Genomic DNA, 21,699 nt, shown 5'->3' on the forward strand with positions numbered 1-21,699 from the left:
GCCGTATTGCCCGCGCGCCGGGCCGGCAACCCCTTGCCGCCCGTGCGCCCGATCCGCTGCGCGGCAGTTGCCGCGAGTCCATCCAATGTCTATCCCATCGGCAGCCCCCGAAACAGGCCCCCTGTTCGCCGGCACCCGTCGCAGCCCTGATAGCGGGCAACCTTTAAGGAATCGTTCGTGCGCGCCGCAATCCTGCTGATCCTGACGCTGTCCGCCTGCGCCCCCGCCGCGCCGGGCGCGGTCAACGACCCGTATGAGCCGATGAACCGGCGCGTCCACGCGTTCAACAAGGGGCTGGACGCCGCCGTGCTGCGACCCGTCGCACGCGCGGCGGGCGGCGGGGACGATGCCGCCGCCGCCACGACCGCTGCCGCGCCCGCCGGGCCCACGGCGATTCCCGCGGGGCCGATCGCGGCCATCGGCAACTTCGGGTCGAACCTGTCGCTGCCGGGCAAGGTGGTCAACAGCCTGCTGCAGGGCCGCCCCGAACCGGCGGTGCGCAACACGTTCCGCTTTCTGGTGAACACCACGGTGGGCCTGGGCGGCGTCCTGGACCCGGCGGGCGCGGATTTCGCGCTGCCCGAGATCGACACCGACTTCGGCGAGACGCTGCACGTCTGGGGCGTCCCCGAGGGGGCGTATCTGGAACTGCCGGTGCTGGGGCCGTCGACCGAACGCGACCTGGCGGGCAAGGTCGTGGACCTGTTCATCGACCCGCTGGACAGCGTCCTGACCGACGAGCAGAAGATCGCGGGCACCGGCGCGCGTATCGTGTCAAAAGCCGGTGATCGGGCGCAATTCGGCTCGACGGTCGACTCGGTTCTGCATGACAGTGCCGACAGTTACGCGCAGACGCGGCTGCTGTATCTGCAGCACCGCCGGTTCGAGCTGAAGCAGGAGCAGGACGCCATTGACCCTTATGCCGAATGACACCCGCCGCGGATTCCTGGGGCTGGTCGCGGGGGGCTGCGTGCTGGCCGCGGCGCCGGCGCGCGCGCTGGACCAGAACGGGGCCGTCGCGCTGATCCACCGCGCCGTGGACGAGGTTTATGCCGTCATCAACTCGGGACGCCCGGCCGCGCAGATGCTGCGCGACTTCGAGGGGATCTTCGCCCGCCATGCGGACGTGGACGCGATGGCGCGATCGGCGCTGGGGCCGGTCGCGCGCCAGATCGGGGGCGCGCAGTTCGCCGAGTTCAAGGCCGCGATGCAGGGCTATATCGCGCGGAAATACGGCAAGCGGTTCCGCGAGTTCATCGGCGGCCGGATCGAGGTCGGGGCCGCGCGGCCGCTGAAATCGTTCTGGGCCGTCACCTCGACCGCCTATCTGCGCGGGCAGAACCCGATGGCGGTGGAATGGCACGTCTCGGACCGCTCGGGGCGGCCGCGGTTCTTCAACATCATCATCGAGGGGGTGAACATGCTCGCCTCGGAGCGCGAGGAGATCGCGGCGATGCTGGCGCGGCGGCGCGGCGACGTGGCGGCCCTGACCGCCGACCTGCGGCAGGCGGGCTGACGTCCCGCCCGAGGCGGCGGCCCTGCAACACAAAGGCCGGCGCAAGGGGCGCCGGCCTTTCGATTCCATGTCCCGGGTCGATTCGCGCGGGCCGCGTAGTCAGTGGCGGTGGTCAGTGGCCGAGACGGGAAATCTCTTCCTTGAGCCGCAGCTTTTCCTTTTTCATGGCTGCGATCGCAAGATCGTCCGAGCTGGGCGTTCGCTGCGCCCGCTCGACCTCGTCCGACAGATTCTGGTGCTTCCTGCGCAGTTCCTGGACATGGGACTGAACGGTCATCTCATCCTCCTGACTGTGGTCGATGTCATGATTCCATCACACATCCGGGCAACTGTCACCCCCCGCAAAACAACCATGACGGGATCGGCGCCCCGTCGCGCAGGACTGCCTGCGCGGCGGGCGTCAGATCCTCGGCGTCGCGCAGATGTGCCGCCGCTGCGTGCATGACGAAGGGCGCCAGCAGGCGCAGCGGGCCGCGCGCACCCTTGCGCGCGCCGACGATGACGCGCCCGGCATCCCGCCCCGCCCGCGCCGCCACGGGCAGGACCGTGACCGCCCCCGCGCGGCCGTCCAGCGCGACCAGGATGCGGTCCAGCGCCGCCGCGCGGTGGATCAGCGTCAGCGAGCCGCCGGGGACCAGTCGGCGCAAGGCGGCGTCGATCCAGTCGGCAAGCGGCGTCGCCTCGTGCCGGGCGGCGGCGCGGGCGGGGTCCGGCGCCTGCGTGCCGGGGCCGAAGAACGGCGGGTTCGCGATGGCGTGGTCAAAGCTCTCGGCGCGCAGCGCGGCGGGAAGGGCGGTCACGTCGGCGGTGACGATGCGCGCCTCGATGCCGTTCGCCGCCGCGTTCGCGCGCGCCAGCCCGGCGGTGTCGGGGTCGCGTTCGACGCCCGTCAGGGCCAGCCCCGGCACCCGCGCGCCCAGGCACAGCAGCGCGGCCCCCGCGCCGCATCCCAGATCCAGCACGCGCGCGCCCGGCGCGGCGGGACAGGCCGCCGCCAGCATCACCGCGTCCGCCCCCGCGCGATAGCCGTGGGCAGGCTGGATCAGCTGCAGCCGCCCGCCCAGGAACGCGTCGCGGCGGGTCGCCTGCGGGGCTGCGGTCGCGGCCGCGGTCATCCGATCCCCATGTCGCGCAGGATCGCCGTGGCGCGGAAGTGATCCTGGTCGGCCACCATCAGCCGTCGCGGCAGGATCCCGATCGAGCCGTCAAGCACGCTCATGTGCCGGTCGAACTCAAAGCTGGGGATGCCCTCGCCCGACAGGACGGCGGCGGCATGGGTCAGGGTCAGCGGATCGGTGGCGCGCAGGATTTCCTTCATCTTTCCACGCTAGGGCGCGGTTGCGAAACTGTCCACGGCATGGCAATCCCCGCGCGAAAGGGTGGGTGACATGGGTGTGAACGAACAGGTCTCGAAACCGCTGGACCGGCTGTCGGGCCTGCTGGCCGCCGACATGGGCGCGGTCGATGCGCTGATCCGCACGCGCATGGAAAGCCGCCACGCCCCCCGCATCCCCGAGGTGACGGCGCATCTGGTCGGCGCGGGCGGCAAGCGGCTGCGCCCGCTGCTGACCATCGCGGCGGCGCGCCTGCTGGGCTATCAGGGCACGCACCACCATCTGCTGGCGGCCACGGTCGAGTTCATCCACACCGCCACGCTGCTGCATGACGACGTGGTGGACGAAAGCAGCCAGCGCCGCGGGCGGCCGACCGCGAACCTGCTGTGGGACAACAAGTCCAGCGTGCTGGTCGGCGATTACCTGTTCGCGCGCAGTTTCCAGCTGATGACCGAAACCGGCAGCATGCGGGTGATGGACATCCTGGCCAGCGCCGCGGCCACCATCGCCGAGGGCGAGGTGCTGCAGCTGACCGCGGCGCAGGATCTGGCCACCGACGAGGACATCTATCTGCAGGTCGTGCGCGGCAAGACGGCGGCGCTGTTTTCCGCCGCGACCGAGGTGGGGGGCGTCGTCGCGGGCGGCACGGACGCGCAGGTGCGTGCGCTTTTCGATTACGGCGACGCGCTGGGCGTGGCGTTCCAGATCGTGGACGACGTGCTGGACTATAGCGGCTCGACCGAGACGATCGGCAAGAACGTCGGCGACGATTTCCGCGAACGCAAGCTGACGCTGCCGGTCATCAAGGCGGTGGCGCAGGCCGACGCGGACGAGCGCGCGTTCTGGGAACGCACCATCGAGAAAGGCCAGCAGCAGCCCGGCGACCTGGACCGCGCGCTGGCGATCCTGGCGCGGCACGGGTCGATCCAGGCGGCGCGGGACGACGCGCTGGGCTGGGCCGGGCGCGCCCGCGCGGCGCTGGCCGACCTGCCGGGCGGAGAGCTGCGCGACCTTATGGGCGAGCTGGCCGATTTCGTGGTCGCGCGGGTGGCCTGACCGCACGGGTGGCGATGCCCCCGAAAGACCCCACGCAAAAGGCCCGGCGCCGTCGCCGGGCCTTTGTCATTGGTGCGGGGCCTCAGTTATAGGCGTTCTCGCCGTGGGTGGTCAGGTCCAGCCCCTGGCGTTCGTCGGCGGTGGCGACCCGCAGCCCGATGACCGCGCGGACGAGGTGGATGGCGACGAACGACACGACGCCCGACCACGCGATGCAGATCGCCACGCCCAGCGTCTGGACATAGACCTGATGCCCCATGTCGAAATCGGCCACGGCATTGGCGGCATAGTCGAAGACGCCCGACCCCCCCAGCGACGGCGCGGCGAAGACCCCGGTCAGGATCGCCCCCACGATGCCGCCGACGCCGTGGATGCCGAACACGTCAAGGCTGTCGTCGATGCCGATGCGCGATTTCAGCGTCACGACGACCCACATGCAGGCCAGCCCCGCGACCAGCCCGATGGCGATGGCGCCCATCGGCCCGACGAACCCCGCGGCCGGCGTGATGCCCACCAACCCCGCGACGGCGCCCGACACGCCCCCCAGCAGCGAGGGGTGGCCGCGCATGATCCACTCGCCAAAGCTCCACGCCAGCGCTGCGGCGGCGGTGGCGACGGCGGTGTTCAGGATCGCCAGCGCGGTCAGGCCGTTCGCCTCGAGGTTGGAACCGGCGTTGAAGCCGAACCAGCCGATCCACAGCAGGCAACCGCCGATCAGGGTGAATGTCAGGTTGTGGGGGGCCATCAGCTCTTTGCCCCAGCCGATGCGGGGACCGGCGACCAGTGCCGCGACCAGTCCGGCGACGCCCGCGTTGATGTGGATGACCGTGCCGCCGGCAAAGTCCAGCGCGCCGTGCCCGAACAGATAGCCCGACGGCGCGTCATGCGCGCTGGGACCGCCCCACCACCAGACCATGTGGGCCATCGGCAGATAGGAAAACACGAACCAGATCACCACAAAGGCGAGGATGGCGGAAAACTTCATCCGCTCGGCCGTGGCGCCGACGATCAGCGAGGGCGCGATGCAGGCGAACGCCATCTGGAAGATCACGAAGGCATATTCGGGGATGAACACGCCCGCGGAAAAGCTTTCCGCGACGGTGCCGGGGTTGACGCCTGCCATGAAGGCCTTGGACAGCCCGCCGATGAACGGGGTCAGCGGGCCTGCGTCCCCGGCGGTGGCGGCCCCGGTGAAGGCCAGCGAATAGCCGAAGACGACCCACAGGATCGCCATGACGCAGAATGTCGCCAGCACCTGCATCAGCACCGACAGCACGTTGCGCGACCGCACCAGCCCGCCATAGAACAGCGCAAGTCCCGGCAGGGTCATCATCATCACCAGAATGGCCGAGATCATCACCCAGGCGGTGTCGCCCTTGTCGGGGACCGGCGCGGCGGCGGCCGTATCGGCCACGGGCTGCGCCAGCGCCGCATCGCCAGCCAGAACGACGGCCGCGATCATCGCGGCGGGCAGGGCATGGCGCCACGGCGCCCGCGGGACAGCGCGGGCGGGGTCAAGCGGCGGGCGGCACGGGGCCGGGTGCGTTGGGCTGTGGGTCATCTTCCCTCGATCCGTCTGACGCGGCCCGCGGGTCGGGCCGCCATGACGCCAAGGGGAACCGCCGCACCCGCCCGGTCCAGTCCGGGGCCGGCCCTTGCCCGCGGATCGCGGGCGATTGCCCAAGGCTTGGGCAGTCCGCGTGCAGGCTGGCGCGGAACACGGCAGGTCACGACTGGGCGACCGCGCGCCCACGCCCCGCCGCGCCTGTTTTCAGCGGGGGCGGGCTGATGTATGACGGCGCGAAACGCCGCGCGGACGGCCGGGCAGGAACACAGGCATGAAACGACCGACAGGTCCGCGGCGGATCACCGCCGACAAGCGCTATTCGGACGCACCGGCACCGGGGGGCAAGCCGCCGACGGGCGGGCTGCCGCCGCAGGCCGCGCGCCGCCGGGGGGCCGCGCCGCCCCCTCGCCGCAAGCGCGGCAATGCCGTGACGCGCGGCGTCGCCGGCACGCTGGGGCTGATCTGGCGCGTGCTGTGGGGATCGGTCTGGCGGCTGGGGCTGACGGTCGCGCTGATCCTGGGCGTGTCGGTCGCCTATTACTGGTCGACGCTGCCCGAACCCTCGGCGCTGTTCGACGGGCGCGCGCGCGGATCGGTCACCATGCTGGACCGCGACGGGCGGGTGTTCGCCTGGCGGGGCGAGACCTTCAACACCGTCGCGTCCGACCACATCGCCCCGGTGCTGCGCGACGCCGTCGTCGCGACCGAGGACAAGCGGTTCTTTTCGCATCTGGGGATCGACCCGCGCGGCATCGCCAGCGCGATCAAGATCAACATGGCGGCGGGCCGCGGCCCGCTGGAGGGCAACGGCGGGTCCACCATCACCCAGCAGGTGTCCAAACTGCTGTGCCTGGGCGAAGAGTTCGACCCGATCCAGTGGAAATCCGAGGCCGAATACGAGGCCGAGTGCCGCACCTCCTCCCTGTGGCGCAAGGTGAAGGAAGTCCCCTATTCGCTTGCGATGGAAGCGAAATATTCCAAAAGCGATATCCTGAACATCTATATGAACCGCAGCTATCTGGGCGCCGGCGCACGCGGGTTCGAGGCGGCGTCGCAGCGTTACTTCGGCAAGCCCGCCGCCGACGTGAACGCGGCCGAGGCGGCGATGCTGGCCGGGCTGCTCAAGGCGCCCAGCTATTTTTCGCCCACGTCGAACCTGCAGCGCGCGCAGGACCGTGCCGCGGTGATCCTGGGGCTGATGCACGAGCAGGGCTATCTGGACGACGCCGAGTTCGCCGCGACCAAGGCCAACCCCGCGGTGCTGAGCCGCGCCGCCGCCGCCCGCGCCGGCGGTTATTTCGCCGACTGGGTGATGGAATCCGGCCCCGGTTTCCTGACCACCGAGACGACCGAGGACGTGACCATCACCACGACCTTTGACCAGCAGATCCAGCGCGCCGCCGAACGCGCGATGCAGAAGGTGTTCGACGAGAAGGTCAACGAGGGGTCCAAGGCGCAGGCGGCGGTCGTCGTCATGTCCGCCGACGGCGCGGTGCGCGCGATGATCGGCGGGCGCGACACGACGACGACCGGCACCTTCAACCGCGCCACGCAGGCCAAGCGGCAGACCGGGTCGTCGTTCAAGCCGTTCATCTATGCGGCGGCGCTGGACCAGGGCTTCGGCCCCAACGACACCATTCAGGACGCGCCGCTGACGATCCACGTCAAGGGGTCGGGCCCGTGGTCGCCCAAGAACTATACCCGCAACTACAAGGGCACGATCACGCTGACCTCGGCGCTGTCGCAGTCGATCAACACGGCCGCGATCCGCCTGCAAGAGGCGGTGGGCCGCGACAACGTGCGCCGCGTGGCGCAGGATTTCGGCTTTGCCCATGACATGGCCCGCGGCCCCGCGCTGGGGCTAGGCGTGGACGAATCGACCCTGCTGGAGATGACCGGCGCCTATGCCGGCATCCGCAACGGCGGCACCTCGGTCCGCCCCTATGGGCTGGTCGAGCTGCGGATCAAGGGCGACGACAAGCCGCTGATCGGGCAGGCGGGGGGCCTGGGCGAACGCGTGATCTCGCCCAAGGCCGCGACCGAGCTGATCTACATGATGACGCAGGTGATCGAGAACGGGACCGGCCGCCGCGCCCGGCTGGACGGGCGCGAGGCGGCGGGCAAGACGGGCACCACCTCGTCCTATCGCGACGCCTGGTTCATCGGGTTCACCGAGCAATACGTGACCGGCGTCTGGATGGGCTATGACGACAACACGCCGCTGAAGGGCGTGACCGGCGGCGGCCTGCCGGCCGAGATCTGGCAGGCGGTCATGGCCGAGGTGCACGAGGGCCTGCCGGCCAAGTCGCTGGACGTGGTGGCGCCCGGCGCGGCGGGGCAGGTGATCGCGGCGTCGGACGTGATCTCGACCGACGCCAACGACCCGCTGGCCGCGGCGCTGGCCGAGGCGGTGGCCGCCGCGCAGCCCGTCGAGGGGCAGGGCGCGCCCGCGGTCGAGATCGGGACGCCGGGGGCGGTGCTGTCCCCGGACGGCCTGCCGGGGGGGCAGGCGGATGCCCTGTCCGCGGCGATGGCCGAGGCGATGGGCGAGCCTGCGCCCGCGCCCCAGCCCGCGCCGGTTCCCCTGACGCAAGCGCCGCTGCCGGCCGAGGTGCGCGTGACGCCGGTGCCCGACCAGCCCGGCGCCCCCCCGCGCAGCGCCGGATCGACGGTCGGGGTCGGCGACACGCTGGACGCCATGCAGGCCGCGGTGGCCGAGGCCCGCGCGGGCAACGTGCCCGAGGCCGACCTGGCGCAGCCTGCCGCGGTCGAGGACGCGCTGAGCCAGGCGTTGCGCGGGATACCGGGCCTGAACTGAGCGGGGCCTGAACCGGGCGCGGCAATGCAGTCGGCCGGCCCCGAGGGGGACCGGCCGTGATGCAACCCGTTAGTCGCGCGGGTCATGCGCTGAGCCAGACGTTGCGCGGGATACGGGGCTGAACTGAGCGGGGCGTGAACCGGGCGCGGCAATGCAGTCGGCCGGCCCCGAGGGGGGACCGGCCGTGATGCGACCCGTTGGTCGCGCGGGTCAGCCGAAGAACTGCGCCCCGTTGGCGCTGATGGTCGATCCCGAGATGAAGCCCGCGTCGTCGGACGCGAGGAACACGACGCAGCGCGCGATTTCTTCGGGTTCGCCCAGGCGACCCACGGGGATCTGCGGGATGATGCGTTCGTTCAGCACCTTTTCGTCGATGGCGCGCACCATTTCCGTCCCGATGTAACCCGGCGCGACGGCGTTGACGGTGATCCCCGCGCGCGCGCCTTCCTGCGCCAGCGCGCGGGTAAAGCCGATGTCGCCGGCCTTGGCGGCGGAATAGTTCGCCTGGCCCGCCTGGCCCTTTTGCCCGTTGACCGAGCTGATGTTGATCACCCGGCCGAACTTGCGGTCGCGCATCCCGTTCCAGACCCCGTGGGTCATGTTGAACAGGCCGGTCAGGTTGGTGTCGATGACCTCTTTCCACTGCTGCGGGGTCATCTTGTGGAACATGCTGTCGCGGGTGATGCCGGCGTTGTTGACCAGCACGTCGACGGGGCCCAGCTCATCCTCGACCTGCTTGATGCCGGCGGCGCAGGCGTCATAGTCGGCGACCGACCATTTATAGGTCTTGATCCCGGTTTCGTCGGTAAATGCCTTTGCGGCCTCGTCGTTGCCGGCATAGACCGCCGCGACGGTATAGCCCGCGTCCTTGAGCGCCCTGGAAATCGCCGCGCCGATCCCGCGCGAGCCGCCTGTCACCAATGCCACTTTCGCCATCGTCCCCTCCCTGTAAGCCAGCCGCAATGCTGTTGCGTTCCACGCCTAGAACGGGACAGATTGTTTCGCAAGACCTTGCGCGGCAATAAGGATGTTGCGGGTGCTGGCTGCGCCGGATAGGATGACTCGCCCCTGACGGGCGTGCCGCCAGGCCTTTTCGCCGGCCCGACGTCCGGCAGCCGGTCGGTCAGCCATCCCCCTGCACGCCGTATGTAACCCCATTGTGTCAGCGGCGCGCGGCGGAATGGGGGGCGCGCCACGGCGGGTTGATCGTCGGCGCGCCGAAATAGAACCCCTGCAGGCAGTCGATGCCCATGTCGATCAGATAGGCGGCATCCTCGGCCGTCTCGACCTGTTCGGCCACCGTGAACATGTCGAAGTGATGGGCGATGGACTGCAGCGCGCGGGCCAGCACCTGGTTGTCGGGCTGGTCCGAGATCGCGCGGATGAACTGTCCGTCGATCTTGATCATGTCGAACGAGAAATCGCGCAGATAGCGGAACGAGGTATAGCCCGCCCCGAAGTCGTCCAGCGCAAAGCTGACGCCGCGGCCCTGAAGTTCGCGCATGAACTGGATCACCAGGTCGGGCATCCCCATCGCCGAGCTTTCGGTGATTTCCAGGATCAGGCGTTCCGCGATGCTGTCGTCCACGCCGATCCCGCGCCGCATGGTTTCCAGCCAGTCGGGATAGCCGATGGACCGCGCCGACATGTTGATCGACAGGCGCAGCCCCGGTTCCTCGGCCAGGGCGCGCAGTCCCAGCGCCAGCGCCAGGCAGTCGATCCTGCGGCCGAGTTCGGTGGTTTCCGCGTGCCACATGAAATCCCGCAGCGGCACAAAGCGTCCGGTGTCGTCGATGATGCGGATCAGCCCTTCGTGAAAGGCGGGCTTGTCCGGGCGCGCGGACTGCACGACCGGCTGGAACGCCAGCACCCCGTCGCCCCGTTCGACCGCCCGCTGCACCGTCGTCAGCGTCAGCCGCGACAGTTCGCCGACCGCGAAATCCAGGGGCGATCCGCGCTGAGGCTTGTCCTGATCGTCGTCGAATCGGGTCACGGCAATCTCCTTGGTGATGCGGACACACTGGCAAGGATGCCCTAACATCCGGTAAAAGCGACCGGACTTCGGCCGGAAAGGTTAACGCGATGACCCAGCGCTGCGCGTGGTGCGGGACCGACCCGCTGTATGTGGCCTATCACGACCACGAATGGGGCGTGCCGGAACACGACCCGCGCGCGCTGTGGGAAAAGCTGGTGCTGGACGGGTTCCAGGCGGGGCTGAGCTGGATCACCATCCTGCGCAAACGCGACGATTTCCGCCGCGTGTTCGACGGTTTCGACCCGGCCCGCGTCGCGCGCTGGGGCGAGGCCGAGGTGGCGCGCGCGCTGGCCGACCCCGGCATCATCCGCCACCGCGGCAAGATCGAGGCGGCGGTGCGGGGGGCGCGCATCTATCTGCAGATCGAGGAAACCCAGGGTTTCGCGCCGTTCCTGTGGGATTTCGTCGGCGGGTCGCCCCGCCTCAACCGCTGGGACAGCCCGGCGCAGGTGCCCGCCCGGACGCCGGAATCACAGGCGATGGCGCGGGCGCTGAAGCAGCGCGGGTTCAACTTTTGCGGGCCGGTGATCGCCTATGCCTTCATGCAGGCGACGGGGATGGTGAACGACCACCTGACCTGCTGCCACCGCCACCCCGACCGCCACCCCGACCGGCGGGACGCCGGACCGGGGGCCGTTCCGCCTAGCGCGGCTTGAGCTGCGCGATCAGGGCCAGCGCGGCAGGCGACGCCCAGTCGGCATCGCCCGACATGCGCGCGATCTCGTTGCCGTCGGCGTCCACCAGCACGCTGACCGGCATCGCCATCACGCCAAAGGCGCGCGCCAGCGCCATCGTCGGGTCGGTCAGCGTGGGCAGGTCGGTGATGGCCGATTCCTCGAAGAACTTGCGGATCGCGGGCGGCGGGTTGCGCCCCGACGCGATGGTCAGGACGGCGAAATCCTCGTCCCCCATCTGCCGCTGCAGCGCGTCCAGCGAAGGCATCTCTTCGCGGCAGGGCGCGCACCAGGTCGCCCAGAAGTTTACCAGCAGCAGCTTGCCGCGATAATCCGCCAGGCTGTGCGTGCCCCCGTCGATGTCGGAAAACGGAACGTCGGGCACCGGGGCGGGCGACGATTCGACCAGCTTGGGCAGGCCCGCGTCGCGCGCCGCCTGCCAGTCGACGGGGCCGGGCTGCGCCGCCTGCGCGCCGCCCGCGGGCGTGGCCGAGGCGACGGCCGGCAGGTTTGCGCCAAGGGCGAGCGCCGTATAAAGCACCAGGGAACGCAGCATGAAACCTCCGAAGGACAGACGATGACCGACCGCCCCGCCCCGACTGATGCCGCGACCGGGGCCGCGAACAGCATGTGGGGCGGGCGCTTTGCCGCCGGGCCGGACGCCATCATGGAGGCGATCAACGCCTCGATCGGGTTCGACCGGCGGCTTTACGCCCAGGACATCCGGGGCAGCCGCGCCCATGCGGCGATGCTGGCAGCAACGGGCATCATCAGCGATACCGATGCGGCGGCCATCGGGGAAGGCCTGCTCACCGTCTTGTCAGAGATCGAGGCCGGCGAGTTCCAGTTCCAGGCCGCGCTGGAAGACATCCACATGAACGTGGAATCGCGGCTGAAGGCGCTGATCGGCGAACCGGCGGGCCGCCTGCACACGGCGCGGTCGCGCAACGACCAGGTGGCGACCGACTTTCGCCTGTGGGTGCGCGACCAGTGCGATGCCGCCGTGGACGGGCTGCGGGCGCTGATCGGGGCGCTGCTGGCGCAGGCCGAGGCGGGGGCGGACTGGGTGATGCCCGGCTTTACCCATCTGCAGACCGCGCAGCCGGTGACATGGGGGCATCACATGATGGCCTATGTGGAAATGCTGGGCCGAGACATCGGGCGGTTCACCGACGCGCGGGCGCGGATGAACGAATCGCCCTTGGGGTCGGCCGCGCTGGCCGGGACGGGGTTCCCCATCGACCGACACGCAACGGCCGCGGCGCTGGGCTTTGACCGGCCCACGGCGAACAGCCTTGATGCGGTCAGCGACCGGGATTTCGCGCTGGAGTTCCTGAGCGCCGCCGCGATCTGCGCCACGCATCTGTCGCGGCTGGCCGAGGAGCTGGTGATCTGGTCCAGCGCCCAGTTCCGCTTTGTCGCCATGTCCGACCGCTGGTCCACCGGGTCCAGCATCATGCCGCAAAAGCGCAACCCCGATGCGGCGGAGCTGATCCGCGCCAAGATCGGCCGCATCCTGGGGGCGGCGGTGGCGTTGTTCACGGTGATGAAGGGACTGCCCTTGGCCTATTCCAAGGACATGCAAGAGGACAAGGAACAGGTCTTCGACGCCGCCGACACGCTGATGCTGGCGCTGGCCGCGATGACCGGGATGATCGGCGACCTGACCGTGAACCGCGACCGGCTTGAGGCTGCGGCCTCGTCGGGATTTTCGACCGCGACCGACCTTGCCGATTGGCTGGTGCGCGCGGCCGGGCTGCCGTTCCGCGACGCCCACCACGTCACCGGCAGCCTGGTCGCGGCGGCCGAGGCGCGGGGCGTGGACCTGCCCGATCTGACCCTGGCCGAGATGCAGGCGGTGCATCCGGCGATCACGGATGCGGTATTCGGCGTGTTGGGCGTTCACAACTCGGTCGCGTCGCGGCAATCCTATGGGGGCACGGCGCCCGACCAGGTGCGCGCGCAGATCGCCCGCTGGCGCGGCATCACGGAGGGTTGGGGTTGAGAGCGGTCGCAATCATGGCAATGCTGGCGCTGGCCGCCTGCGGGGTCGATGGCCCGCCGCATCAGCCGGGAACGGACAGCGGCATCACGACCGGCGCCACCCTGACGATCGAGGCGCCGGGCGCGGACGATCCGCCGCGCGTCCGGCCCTGAACGCCGGGCGCAAGAACAGGAACAAGGCCGCAGAGACGGCTTCATGAGGCAAAAGGCAGGACAACGAGCATGGCGATGTTTCACAAATCGGCGACACGGCTGCGGGCGGCGGGCGCGACGGCGCTGCTGGCGGCCCTTGCGGCCTGCGGCGGCGGAGGCGGCGGCAGCGGCACCGTAGCCGGACAGGACGAGGTGATGATCCAGAAGGGCACCTATGTCTATGACCCGGCCCGGCGGCATGCGCCGGTGTCGCTGTCGGGGTCCGATCTGGTCGGGCTGGAGCCGCGCTGACCGTGCCATTGGGCCTGACCCCGCTGCGATCACTGTGGCTGGGTCTGGCGCTGGCGGGGGCCGGGCTGGCCCTGATCGCGGGCGTGCCCCCGCCGCGCGGGGGCGACTGGGCGGGCATCGCCGCGCTGGCGGTCTGGTGCCTGGTCGAGACGATGGTGCGCCGCAACTGGGGCGCGCTGGCCACGCTGCCCGCGCTGGCGCTTGGCCTTGGCTGCGCCTTGCCCCTATACCTGTTCCTACGTTCCCGCAGAGTCGCCTGATGGATCACTTCAACTATGCCGGCGGCGTCCTGCACGCCGAGGATGTGCCGCTGCCCGAAATCGCGGGCCGCATCGGCACGCCCGTCTATGTCTATTCGGCGGCGACCCTGACGCGGCATTTCAACCTGTTCCGGCAGGCGCTGGCGTGGACCGACCATCTGGTCTGCTTTGCGGTCAAGGCGAACTCGAATCTGGCGGTGCTGCGCCTTCTGGGCGACCTGGGCGCCGGGATGGACGTGGTGTCGGGCGGCGAATACTGCCGCGCCCGCGCCGCCGGCGTCCCCGGCGAGCGGATCGTGTTTTCCGGCGTCGGCAAGACCCGCGACGAGATGCAGTCGGTGATTTCCGGCGGCATCCGCCAGTTCAACGTCGAATCCGAGGCCGAGCTGATGGCGCTGTCCGCCGTCGCCGCGGCGATGGGCGCGGTCGTGCCGATCACCGTGCGCGTCAACCCCGACGTGGACGCCATGACCCACGCCAAGATCGCCACCGGCAAGTCCGAGAACAAGTTCGGCATCCCCATCGCCCGGGCACGCGAGGTCTATGCGCTGGCCGCGACCCTGCCGGGGCTGCGCGTGGTCGGCATCGACATGCACATCGGCAGCCAGCTGACCGACCTGGAACCCTATCGCGCGGCCTATGCCAAGCTGGCGGTCCTTGCGCGGGCGCTGCGGGCGGACGGGCACGACATCGCGCGGCTGGACCTGGGCGGCGGGCTTGGCATCCCCTACCGCCGCGACAACGCCGCCCCGCCCCTGCCGATGGAATACGGGCAGGTCGTGCGCGAGACGGTGGGCGACCTGGGTTGCGAGATCCAGATCGAGCCGGGGCGCAACATCGCCGGCAACGCGGGCGTGCTGCTGGCGTCCGTCATCTATCTGAAACAGGGCGAGGGGCGCGATTTCCTGATCCTCGACGCCGCGATGAACGACCTGATCCGGCCCGCGATGTATGACGCGCACCACGACATCATCCCGGTGCGCCAGCCGGTGGTCGGCGCGGCCGTGTCCCCGGTGGACGTGGTCGGTCCCGTCTGCGAGACGGGCGACACCTTCGCCCGCGGCGCGCAGCTGCCGGCGCTGGGTCAGGGCGATCTGGTCGCGTTCCGGTCGGCCGGGGCCTATGGCGCGGTCATGGCGTCGGAATACAACACCCGCCCCCTGGTCCCCGAGGTGCTGGTGTCCGGCGACCGCTGGGCGCTGATCCGCGCCCGCCCCACGATCGAGGAGATGCTGGCCCGCGACAGCATCCCGGCCTGGCTGTGAGACGGCGCTGGCGCAGCGGGAAAGCTGGGCCGGCGCCGGACCACGGGGCGCTGCCCGGCACGGGCGGGGTGGCGCGGGCCGCGCCCCCGCAGGCCCGGCGCGCGGTGCGCTGGACGCTGTGGGGCCTGTGGTACGAGGCGGGGCTGCGCGCCTTCTGGCTGGCGCTGAGCCTTGCCGGGCTGGCGCTTGCGGCGCTGGCGCTGGGGCTGGTCGCGCCGCTGCCCGCCCGCGCGCTGGCCCTGGGGCTGGCGCTGTGGGGCGGGGCGCTGACCGTGGCCGTGGCATGGGGCGCCGGGCGGTTCCGCAGGCCCGTTCCCGACGCCGCGCTGGCGCGGGTCGATGCGGCGCTGCCGGGCCGGCCGTTGTCGGCGCTGGGCGACCGCATGGCGTTGGGCGGCGAGGCGGCGGACGGGCTGTGGCGCGCCCATCTGGACGCCGCCCGCGCCGCCGCCGCCCGCGCCCGGCCGGTCGCCCCGGACGCCGGGCTGACCCGCCGCGATCCCTTTGCGCTGCGGCTGGTGGCGCTGACCGCGGTGGGCATGGCCGCGATCTTTGGCGGGGCCGGACCGGCGGGGCAGGGGCTGGCCGCGCTGGCCGCCACATGGAAGCCCGCGCCCCGAGCGGGCAGCGCGCCCGCCGCCGGCCCCTCGTGGGAGGGGTGGGCCGCGCCCCCCGCCTATACACGGCGGCCGACGATCTATTTGAACGCGCTGCCGGGCGACGCGCTGACCGTGCCCGAAGGCTCGGTCCTGACGTTCCGGCTGTATGGCAACGGCCAGGGCGTGACGCAGGACATCGGTCCCCCCGCCGGCGACGCAGCCCCCGAGATGCCCGAGTTCACGGCCGAGCGCGATGGCACGGTCACGGTGGGCGGCCGCAGCTTTGCCGTGACGGTGCTGCCCGACGCGGCCCCGGCGGTGACGCTGGCGGCGCTGGCCGAACGGCGCGCGGACGGGCGGCTGGTGCAGGGGTTTTCGGCCAGCGACGACAACGGCATCGCCACGGGGCAGGCTGTGCTGACGCTGGATCTGGCGGCGGTGGATCGCCGCCACGGGCTGGCCGCCGACCCGGAACCCCGCGACGCGCTGGCGCTGGACCTGCCGTTGCCCGGCGCGGGCGCCCGGCGCGACGTGACCGCGACGCTGGCCGCCGATCTGGCCCGCCACCCGTGGGCGAACCTGCCGGTGACGCTGCGGCTGACGGTGGCGGACGGCATCGGGCAGGCGGCCGAGACCCCTGCGGCGGCGATGATCCTGCCGGGGCGGCGCTTTTTCGACCCGCTGGCGGCGGCGCTGGTCGAACTGCGCCGCGACCTGCTGTGGTCGCGGGCGAACGCCCGGCGCAGCGCGCAGCTGCTGCGCGCCGCGGTGTGGCAGCCTGGCGACGGCATCAGCCCCGACACCGCGCGCGCGGTCGCCGGGGCAGTGACCGCGCTTGAGGCCGGCCCCCTGTCGCCCGAGACGCGCGACCGTCTGGCCGAGGCGCTGTGGACCGCCGCCGTGGCGATCGAGGATGGCGGCCTGCCCGACGCGCTGGCCCGCATGCAGCAGGCGCAGGAACGGCTGTCCGAGGCGATCCGCAACGGCGCCAGCCCCGACGAGATCCAGAAGCTGATGGACGAGCTGAAGGCCGCGACCGACGCCTATACCGACATGCTGGCCCAGCAGGGCGCCGATCCCGCCGACCGCTTCGACCGCTCGCCCCGCCAGCAGGGTCAGCAGATCACCGGCGACCAGATCCAGCAGATGATGGACGAGATCCAGCGCCTGATGAACGAGGGTCGCATGGCCGAGGCCGCCGAGCTGCTGGAGCAGTTCAACCGCATGATGGAAAACCTGAAGGTCACGCAGGGCCAGGGCGGAGAGGGGCAGGGCGGCCCCTCGGGCCGGCTGGCCGAGACGCTGCGCGAGCAGCAGCGTCTGGCGGACGAGGCGATGCGGCAAGCGCAGGATCCCTTGGGCGACTGGCAGCAGGGCGGCACGCCCGGCGATGGGCAGCAGCCGGGCCAACAGGGCGAGGGGCAGCAGGGCCAGGGTCAGCCGGGCGACGGCCAGCAGGGACAACAGGGCGGAGGTCAGCAGGGCGGGGGTTCGCTTGCCGACCGGCAGCGCGCCCTGCGAGAGGAGCTGGGCCGCCAGCGCGGCCTGCTGCCGGGCCGCGGGACCGAGGCTGGCGACCGCGCCGGCCGCCAGCTGGACGAGGCCGGCCGCGCGATGGAGGACGCCGAGAACGCCCTGCGCGACGGCGATCCGGCCGGCGCGATGGACCGCCAGGCCGACGCCATCGAGGCGATGCGCGAGGGGATGCGCGCGCTGAACGACCTGAACGAAGGCCAGTCGGGCGATCAGGGAGAGGGCCAGCAGGGACAGGGCCAGCAGGGACAGGGCGAGACGCCCGGCCAGCAGGGCGCGGCGCGGGCCGACGGGGGGCAGGGCCGGGGCGACCTGCGCCCGGGCCGCGATCCGCTGGGCCGCGACATCGGCGGGCAGGGCGGCAACGTGACCACGGGCGACGCGCTGGCCGACGCGCAGGACGGCACCGGCCGCGCCCGTGACCTGCAGGACGAAATCCGCCGCCGCAGCGGCCAGCCCGACCGCCCCCGCGACGAACGCGACTATCTGGGACGGCTGCTGGACAGGTTCTGAGGAAAAGACACGCCGCGCGGTCCGGCGTGAGCGGGCCGGACGGCGGGGGGCTGGCCCCGCCGGTCTGCTGGCGGCAAAGCTGCCGCGCAGGCTCAGGAAATCCCGTTCAGCATGCTGCGGTCATCCACCCGCGCCACCTCGCGCGGCTTGTTCGGGAACAGCGGCTGGATCAGCGCCCGGTCGACATCCGTCAGATCAAAGCGCGCCATCCCCGGTCCTCTTCTGGCCGAGTGAATCACGCCACCGCAATCAACGGAATCCAGCTCAGGGGTTCGCACCCTGGTCGGACAGCGAACGCACCCTGTCGGTGGCGTCCTGCAGCAGGTGATCCCCGCGCAGCTCCAGCCAGTCGCGGCCGGCGTTCACCTGCTCGCGCCAGCCCATCAGCTGCGCGCCCAGCGGCCCCTGGTCGGCAAGGCGGGGCGCCAGCGCGTAAAGCGCAACGGCCACCAGCGCGACCATGACCGCGACGTGAAAGCCGGCGTCGTGGCGGCGGCGGCCGCGGGCCGCAGCGGGTGCCCGCGGCGTGGGTCGCGCAGCGGGGTAATGCGGGGCCGCTGCAACGGCTTGCGGCGCGCGGGGCAGCGACAACTGCGGCGGCGCGTCGGGCGCGGCCGGGCTGCCCGGATCGTCCAGCAGATCGGCGGGATCGGGGCTGCGGAGCGGTTCGGCTGCGCTATGCCGGGGCGGCAGGTCGTCACCCGCCCGCCCGCCGGACAGCGCGTCGTCGGGCGGGGCGTCCAGCGCGCGCGGCCTGCGGGGCGGGCGGCGTCCCTGCCGCGATCCGGCGGGGCGGGATGTCGTCGCGGGCCAGCCCGCCGGGCAGGGTGTCGTCCAATGGCCGGGCGGCCGGGGCGACCAGTGGCCGCGTGCCCGGCGCGACGGGCGTCTCGCCCGGTGCGGACAAGGCGGGGCGGACCTCCGGCCCCTCAGCGTGCGTGTCCGCTGTCTCGCCCCTTGCGGACGCATCCCGGCGGTCCTTCGGTCCCTTGGCGTCCGTGTCCTCAGTCCCGGCGGGCGCAAGCGACTGCACGTGCGCGACCGTTGCGGGCACGGCGGGCGCTGTCGTCAGAGAGGAGGGCGGGGCAGTCGAGGTATTCGCCCCCGCATCGGGCCCCGCCGCCCCTTCGCGCGGGCGTTGGAACTGGACCAGCGCGGCGGTGGTGCGTTCCACCGCGCGTTCGGCGGCACGCTCGGCGGCGCGGGCCTCAAGCTCGCGCGCGGCCTCTTGCCGCAGGATGTCCAGCACCGAATCGTTCAGCGGCCGGCTGAGCGTCGGGCGCGCGGCCGGGTCAAAGGGCCGGGTCGCCCGCCAGACGTGGTCGCAGGACGAACATTCCACGTCGCGGCCCTGCGGTGGGATCGCGGCGGCGTCGATTTCGTATTGCGCGCCGCAGCGCGGGCAGACCAGCCGCATTCGTCCCGTCCCCGTCCGGCCGGCACCCGAAGGCCCGTGGTTTTCATTGCCGCACGGACGTTCTATCAACGCCCGGTCCGGTCGCCAAGCAGAGCCGACCAGGAGTGCCGGGCGAGCGAGGTGCGGGCGTGATCGAGATGCGGGATGTGGCGTTCGGCTATCGCGGCGGGGGTGACTTGCTGCACGACATATCGCTGAGCCTGCCGCGCGGATCCTTCCACTTCCTGACCGGCCCGTCCGGGTCGGGCAAGACCACGTTCCTGCGGCTGTGCATCGCCGACCTGCTGCCCACCGCGGGCAAGCTGGTGGCGTTCGGCCAGGACGTGGCGGGGCTGGGCCGCGACGCCATCGCCTCGCTGCGCCGCAGGGTGGGGGTCGTGCAGCAGGACGCGCAGTTCCTGGACCATCTGCCCGTCGCCGAGAACATCGCCCTGCCGATGGTGCTGTCGGGCGAACCCGTCGACATGCAGGCCATTCGCGACCTGCTGGCCTGGGTGCAGATGACCGGCCACGCCCGCGCCCTGCCGCCCGCGCTGTCGGGGGGCGAACGCCAGCGCGCGGCGCTGGCCCGCGCGGTGATCCTGTCGCCCGACCTGATCCTGGCGGACGAGCCGACGGGCAACCTGGACTGGGACATGTCGATGCGGCTGCTGCAGCTGCTGGTCGAACTGAACCGGTCGGGCAAGACGGTGCTGGTCGCCACCCATGATCTGAACCTGATCCGCGCCGCCAAGCAGCAGGTGTCGGCGCGGGTGCTGCGGATCGCGGGCGGCCGGCTGCAAAGCGCGGGGGCCGAGCTGTGAGCGCCGACCACATCCCGAACGACGAGATCCCGAACGGGGACGCCAAGGATGCGCGCGCACCCGATCCGGCACCCGCCACTGCCCCCCGCCAGCGGCAGGCCCGCACCGATCTGCGCGCGCTGGACCTGCGGACGCTGGGCCGCGCGCTGATCGGGCGTCAGGCCGGCATTGCCGACCGCATCGTGCCGCCCAGCGGCGCGACCGCGCGGCTGACCATGTTCACGGCGGGGGTGATGGCGTTCCTGGCCGTGTTCGCGCTGGCGCTGGCGCTGGCCACGGGCCGGCTGGCCGACCGCTGGGCCGAGGGGCTGGCCCAGACCCTGACCATCCGCGTGTCGGCCCCCGCGGCCGAGCTGGACGCGCAGACCGCCGCCGTGATGGCCGCGCTGGCCACCATCCCCGGCGTCGAGGCCGCGCGCGAGCTGCCCGCGGACGAGGTCGGCGCCCTGCTTGAGCCGTGGTTCGGCCCCGACGTGCCGGTCGACGCGCTGCCCATCCCCCGCCTGATCGAGGTGCGGCAGTCGGCCGGGTTCGACGCGCAGGCCCTGCGCCTGCGGTTGGCTGGCGAGGCGCCCGGCGCGGTGCTGGACGACCACACCGAATGGCGCCGCCCGCTGATCGGCGCGGCCGCAAGGCTGCGCATCCTGGGCTGGCTGTCGCTGGGGCTGATCGCCGCCGCCTCGGCCGCGATGCTGACGCTGGCCGCGCAGGCGGCGCTGGCGGCGAACGGGCAGGTGATCCGCGTCATGCGCCTGATCGGGGCGCGCGATTTGACCATCGCGACCGCATTCGTGCGCCGCTTTACCCGCCGGGCCGCGGGCGGCGCGGCGGTGGGCACGCTGGCGGGGATGGCCGCGATCGCCGCGCTGCCCGACATGCAGGCGGCGGGCGGGTTCCTGACCGGCCTCGGCTTTGCCGGCTGGGGCTGGCTGTGGCCGCTGCTGGTGCCGGTGATCGGCGCGGCCTTGGGCTTTGCCGCGACGCGGGCCGCCGCGCTGCGGATGCTGCGCGGGCTGCGCTGATGGCGGGCCGGGCGCCGGATTACCGTCCCGGCCGGCTGGGGCCGCTGTGGTGGCTGCGGACGCTGACCTATTACCTGCACGTCAGTCTGGCGACGCTGGTGCTGGGCATTTGGGGACTGCCCAAGGCCCTGACCGGCGGGCGGCAGGGGGCGCAGCGGGTGGCGACCGTCTGGATCGCGCATATGCTGCGCGCCGCGCGCTGGCATTTCGGCGTCCGGGTCGAGGTGCGGGGCACGCCGCCCGCCGCCGACTGCATCGTGGCGGCCAAGCACCAAAGTTTCCTCGACATCCTGGCGATCTCGGACGCCTGCCCGCAGCGCGCCTTTGTCATGAAAAAGGAAATCATGCGCGTGCCGATCATGGGCTGGTTCGCGCGCGAGGTCGGGTCCGTCCCCATCGACCGCGGCCGCGGGGCCGAGGCGCGCAACGCCATGATCCGCGCCGTCAACGCGGCAATGGCGCAGGGCCTGGGCCAGCTGATCATCTATCCCGAGGGCACGCGAACGCGCCCCGGCACCCGCCGCCCGTGGAAGGCGGGCGTCGCCACGCTGTATCAGGCGACGGGCCTGCCCTGCCAGCCGGTGGCCGTGAACTGCGGCATGTTCTGGCCGCGCGAGGGACTGCGCGTCCGCCCCGGCGTCGCGGTGATCGAGTTCCTGCCCCCGATCCCCCCCGGCCTGCCGCCCGCCGACCTGCTGGCGCGGGTCGAGGCCGAGGTCGAGGCCGCCTCGGACCGGCTGATGGCCGAGGCGGGGCTGGCGCTGCCGGCGCGCCCGCACGTCGCATGACACTGGACATCGCGCGCCCCCGCGCCTAGCCCTTGGCGGTTCCCCGCAGCC

General features: G+C 71.9%; 23 protein-coding genes. 14 read left to right on the top strand and 9 right to left on the bottom strand.

From position 1 onward, the window contains the following. Positions 1 to 177 precede the first annotated feature (177 nt). A complete protein-coding gene (locus tag EPA64_RS01295; RefSeq protein WP_134724424.1) occupies positions 178 to 930 on the top strand; it encodes an MlaA family lipoprotein in 753 nt (250 codons plus the stop codon). After that, complete coding sequence (locus EPA64_RS01300) at positions 920 to 1,516, top strand: MlaC/ttg2D family ABC transporter substrate-binding protein (protein ID WP_134724425.1); 597 nt, start codon at positions 920 to 922, stop codon at positions 1,514 to 1,516. Before EPA64_RS01295 ends, EPA64_RS01300 begins: the two co-directional genes overlap by 11 nt. A gap of 112 nt (positions 1,517 to 1,628) precedes the next feature. On the opposite strand, the gene EPA64_RS01305 is transcribed toward EPA64_RS01300, so the two are convergent. Genes EPA64_RS01305 through EPA64_RS01315 form a run of 3 tightly spaced genes read right to left on the bottom strand, consistent with a single transcriptional unit; the run spans position 1,629 to position 2,834 of the window. Beyond that, positions 1,629 to 1,793 (bottom strand): YdcH family protein, encoded by a 165-nt coding sequence (locus tag EPA64_RS01305; protein ID WP_134724426.1) that lies wholly within the window; start codon positions 1,791 to 1,793, stop codon positions 1,629 to 1,631. Positions 1,794 to 1,848: 55 nt separating this feature from the next. Further along, positions 1,849 to 2,631, bottom strand: coding sequence for a tRNA1(Val) (adenine(37)-N6)-methyltransferase (locus EPA64_RS01310; RefSeq protein ID WP_134724427.1), 783 nt, complete (start codon positions 2,629 to 2,631; stop codon positions 1,849 to 1,851). Next, the gene (locus EPA64_RS01315; protein WP_134724428.1) at positions 2,628 to 2,834 is read right to left on the bottom strand and encodes a putative signal transducing protein; all 207 of its coding nucleotides are present in this window, start codon (positions 2,832 to 2,834) and stop codon (positions 2,628 to 2,630) included. The genes EPA64_RS01310 and EPA64_RS01315 overlap by 4 nt, the downstream gene beginning before the upstream one ends. Positions 2,835 to 2,904: 70 nt before the next feature. Here EPA64_RS01315 and EPA64_RS01320 point away from each other — a divergent pair, with 70 nt between their 5' ends. After that, positions 2,905 to 3,906, top strand: coding sequence for a polyprenyl synthetase family protein (locus EPA64_RS01320; protein WP_134724429.1), 1,002 nt, complete (start codon positions 2,905 to 2,907; stop codon positions 3,904 to 3,906). Positions 3,907 to 3,988: 82 nt separating this feature from the next. On the opposite strand, the gene EPA64_RS01325 is transcribed toward EPA64_RS01320, so the two are convergent. Beyond that, a complete protein-coding gene (locus tag EPA64_RS01325; RefSeq protein WP_134724430.1) occupies positions 3,989 to 5,368 on the bottom strand; it encodes an ammonium transporter in 1,380 nt (459 codons plus the stop codon). A 376-nt stretch (positions 5,369 to 5,744) separates the two neighbouring features. On the opposite strand from EPA64_RS01325, the gene EPA64_RS01330 reads away from it, so the two are divergent. Continuing rightward, positions 5,745 to 8,291: a transglycosylase domain-containing protein gene (locus EPA64_RS01330; RefSeq protein WP_134724431.1), complete on the top strand. Its 2,547-nt coding sequence runs from the start codon at positions 5,745 to 5,747 to the stop codon at positions 8,289 to 8,291. Positions 8,292 to 8,501: 210 nt separating this feature from the next. Here EPA64_RS01330 and phbB read toward each other — a convergent pair whose 3' ends face one another. Further along, entirely contained in the window at positions 8,502 to 9,227 is a 726-nt protein-coding gene (gene phbB / locus EPA64_RS01335) for an acetoacetyl-CoA reductase (protein WP_134724432.1), read from the bottom strand. Between the two features lie 226 nt (positions 9,228 to 9,453). After that, on the bottom strand, positions 9,454 to 10,284 hold the full coding sequence (locus EPA64_RS01340; RefSeq protein WP_246026551.1) for an EAL domain-containing protein: 831 nt from the start codon (positions 10,282 to 10,284) through the stop codon (positions 9,454 to 9,456). Positions 10,285 to 10,373: 89 nt separating this feature from the next. On the opposite strand from EPA64_RS01340, the gene EPA64_RS01345 reads away from it, so the two are divergent. Continuing rightward, on the top strand, positions 10,374 to 10,982 hold the full coding sequence (locus EPA64_RS01345; protein ID WP_134724434.1) for a DNA-3-methyladenine glycosylase I: 609 nt from the start codon (positions 10,374 to 10,376) through the stop codon (positions 10,980 to 10,982). On the opposite strand, the gene EPA64_RS01350 is transcribed toward EPA64_RS01345, so the two are convergent. Next, entirely contained in the window at positions 10,969 to 11,556 is a 588-nt protein-coding gene (locus EPA64_RS01350; protein ID WP_134724435.1) for a TlpA disulfide reductase family protein, read from the bottom strand. The two genes, EPA64_RS01345 and EPA64_RS01350, sit on opposite strands and share 14 nt — an antisense overlap. A 21-nt stretch (positions 11,557 to 11,577) precedes the next feature. On the opposite strand from EPA64_RS01350, the gene argH reads away from it, so the two are divergent. The 6 genes from argH (at position 11,578) to EPA64_RS01380 (ending at position 17,618) form a co-directional block, all read left to right on the top strand. After that, complete coding sequence (argH, locus tag EPA64_RS01355; RefSeq protein WP_134724436.1) at positions 11,578 to 13,005, top strand: argininosuccinate lyase; 1,428 nt, start codon at positions 11,578 to 11,580, stop codon at positions 13,003 to 13,005. Then, positions 13,002 to 13,157, top strand: a complete 156-nt coding sequence (locus EPA64_RS01360) for an argininosuccinate lyase (RefSeq protein WP_134724437.1) — start codon at positions 13,002 to 13,004, stop codon at positions 13,155 to 13,157. Before argH ends, EPA64_RS01360 begins: the two co-directional genes overlap by 4 nt. Before the next feature lie 69 nt (positions 13,158 to 13,226). Continuing rightward, a complete protein-coding gene (locus EPA64_RS01365; protein ID WP_134724438.1) occupies positions 13,227 to 13,448 on the top strand; it encodes a hypothetical protein in 222 nt (73 codons plus the stop codon). A gap of 8 nt (positions 13,449 to 13,456) precedes the next feature. Continuing rightward, complete coding sequence (locus tag EPA64_RS01370) at positions 13,457 to 13,708, top strand: DUF2834 domain-containing protein (protein WP_246026552.1); 252 nt, start codon at positions 13,457 to 13,459, stop codon at positions 13,706 to 13,708. After that, complete coding sequence (gene lysA / locus EPA64_RS01375) at positions 13,708 to 14,973, top strand: diaminopimelate decarboxylase (RefSeq protein WP_134724439.1); 1,266 nt, start codon at positions 13,708 to 13,710, stop codon at positions 14,971 to 14,973. Before EPA64_RS01370 ends, lysA begins: the two co-directional genes overlap by 1 nt. Before the next feature lie 104 nt (positions 14,974 to 15,077). Next, on the top strand, positions 15,078 to 17,618 hold the full coding sequence (locus tag EPA64_RS01380) for a DUF4175 domain-containing protein (protein WP_246026553.1): 2,541 nt from the start codon (positions 15,078 to 15,080) through the stop codon (positions 17,616 to 17,618). A 264-nt stretch (positions 17,619 to 17,882) separates the two neighbouring features. Here EPA64_RS01380 and EPA64_RS01385 read toward each other — a convergent pair whose 3' ends face one another. Both EPA64_RS01385 and EPA64_RS01390 read right to left on the bottom strand, forming a co-directional pair. Next, positions 17,883 to 18,080 carry a hypothetical protein gene (locus EPA64_RS01385; protein WP_134724440.1) on the bottom strand — a complete coding sequence of 66 codons (198 nt, stop codon included), beginning with the start codon at positions 18,078 to 18,080 and terminating at the stop codon, positions 17,883 to 17,885. Positions 18,081 to 18,315: 235 nt separating this feature from the next. Next, positions 18,316 to 19,035: a zinc-ribbon domain-containing protein gene (locus EPA64_RS01390; protein ID WP_134724441.1), complete on the bottom strand. Its 720-nt coding sequence runs from the start codon at positions 19,033 to 19,035 to the stop codon at positions 18,316 to 18,318. Between the two features lie 128 nt (positions 19,036 to 19,163). Between EPA64_RS01390 and EPA64_RS01395 the strand changes: the two genes are divergently transcribed. From EPA64_RS01395 to EPA64_RS01405, 3 genes are all read left to right on the top strand, one after another. Then, positions 19,164 to 19,838 carry a cell division ATP-binding protein FtsE gene (locus EPA64_RS01395; RefSeq protein ID WP_134724442.1) on the top strand — a complete coding sequence of 225 codons (675 nt, stop codon included), beginning with the start codon at positions 19,164 to 19,166 and terminating at the stop codon, positions 19,836 to 19,838. 125 nt (positions 19,839 to 19,963) lie between these two features. Next, complete coding sequence (locus EPA64_RS01400) at positions 19,964 to 20,860, top strand: cell division protein FtsX (protein WP_134724741.1); 897 nt, start codon at positions 19,964 to 19,966, stop codon at positions 20,858 to 20,860. After that, complete coding sequence (locus tag EPA64_RS01405) at positions 20,860 to 21,648, top strand: lysophospholipid acyltransferase family protein (RefSeq protein WP_134724443.1); 789 nt, start codon at positions 20,860 to 20,862, stop codon at positions 21,646 to 21,648. The genes EPA64_RS01400 and EPA64_RS01405 overlap by 1 nt, the downstream gene beginning before the upstream one ends. Positions 21,649 to 21,699 lie beyond the last annotated feature (51 nt).

Source organism: Paracoccus luteus, from assembly GCF_004522155.1.
Classification (GTDB): Bacteria; Pseudomonadota; Alphaproteobacteria; order Rhodobacterales; family Rhodobacteraceae; genus Paracoccus; species Paracoccus luteus.